Below are 1,058 nucleotides of genomic sequence, written 5' to 3' on the forward strand. Positions count from 1 at the left end.
GCGTCGTCGCCGTCCCCAACTCCGTCTTCTACGACCACCCCACCGCGGGCCGCACCCAGGTCCGCTTCGCCTTCTGCAAACGCGAAGACGTCCTCACCGACGCCGCCCAGCGCCTCCGCAAAGCGTTCAACGGCTGAGCACCGCCCTTACAAGGCGGATTTCGGCGGCGCCCACTCCTACGGCAGCAGGGTGAGTGTGGTCACATGGGCAGGCTTCACGACTCCGAAGTGCCGACGGTCCAAGGTGGCCACTCGATCCACGCCGAAGCGCTCGGCGACAGCGATGACGGAGGCATCGACTCCGCCGAGGGGGAAGTCGGCGTACTGAAGGATCAGCTCTCCCATGCGGGTGAGATCTGCGGGGGTCAAGTGCACGAGCTCGAAGGTGCCGCGAGCGACCTCGGTCAAGAATGCCGCTTCGACCTTGGGCCAGCGCTCAAGTAGCCAGCAGACCTCGGTCAGCACCGGACTCGGCAGCAAGCGGCGCCCGGTGAGTGATGTCAGCAGTGCGGCGCACTCCGGGTGCCGCCGGTCGGTCGCGTTGAACGCGGCGGCCAGCGGGCCGGTGTCCAGGACGGTGGCGATCACGCCGAGTCGCCGAAGCGCTCACGCATGCGCGCGCGGATGTAGTCGTCGTGCTCCTCGGCAAGGTCCTCCGGGCCATTGACACTGCCGATCAGGGCGAGCAGTCCGGCCGGGATCGACTCTTCGTCTCCTTCGGCGGCAGGCAGAGATCGTGCCACCTGTGCCAATTCGTCGTCCTGGGTGACGAGCAGGCGCAGGCGTCGCACCTGGGTCGGCGTAAGCCGGTCCACCAGGTGATGCATGTCCTCGTAGTCGAATGCGGCGCTCACAGTCACAGTCTAGGTCCGTCCCATCTCTCGGCGAACGGAGCAGCGAGCGTTCACCCGAATGAGTGCGTGAACGAGGCGTGGCCTGGGTGACCGGGTCACCCGAACTGGTAGCCGCGGTCCGCACGACCAAGCAGTTCCTGACGTACGTCGCTTCCGGCCCCTTCCAGTACGCCGTCGCCGAGGCGCTCGCCCTCCCCGACACGTA

General features: G+C 67.2%; 2 protein-coding genes and 2 pseudogenes. 2 read left to right on the forward strand and 2 right to left on the reverse strand.

Features of this window, described 5'->3' with window-relative positions; all coding sequences use genetic code 11:
• Positions 1-137: pseudogene (locus tag BUE44_RS35590) on the forward strand (aminotransferase); the annotation flags it as partial.
• 39 nt (positions 138-176) lie between these two features.
• Here BUE44_RS35590 and BUE44_RS35595 read toward each other — a convergent pair.
• Positions 177-587, reverse strand: a complete 411-nt coding sequence (locus BUE44_RS35595) for a type II toxin-antitoxin system VapC family toxin (RefSeq protein ID WP_079190376.1) — start codon at positions 585-587, stop codon at positions 177-179.
• Positions 584-853 carry a hypothetical protein gene (locus BUE44_RS35600; RefSeq protein ID WP_235002781.1) on the reverse strand — a complete coding sequence of 90 codons (270 nt, stop codon included), beginning with the start codon at positions 851-853 and terminating at the stop codon, positions 584-586. Before BUE44_RS35600 ends, BUE44_RS35595 begins: the two co-directional genes overlap by 4 nt.
• Before the next feature lie 77 nt (positions 854-930).
• Between BUE44_RS35600 and BUE44_RS35605 the strand changes: the two are divergent.
• Positions 931-1,058 (forward strand): annotated as a pseudogene (locus tag BUE44_RS35605) (aminotransferase); the annotation flags it as partial.

Origin of the sequence: Actinacidiphila paucisporea (assembly GCF_900142575.1) — a bacterium.
Lineage (GTDB): Bacteria > Actinomycetota > Actinomycetes > Streptomycetales > Streptomycetaceae > Actinacidiphila > Actinacidiphila paucisporea.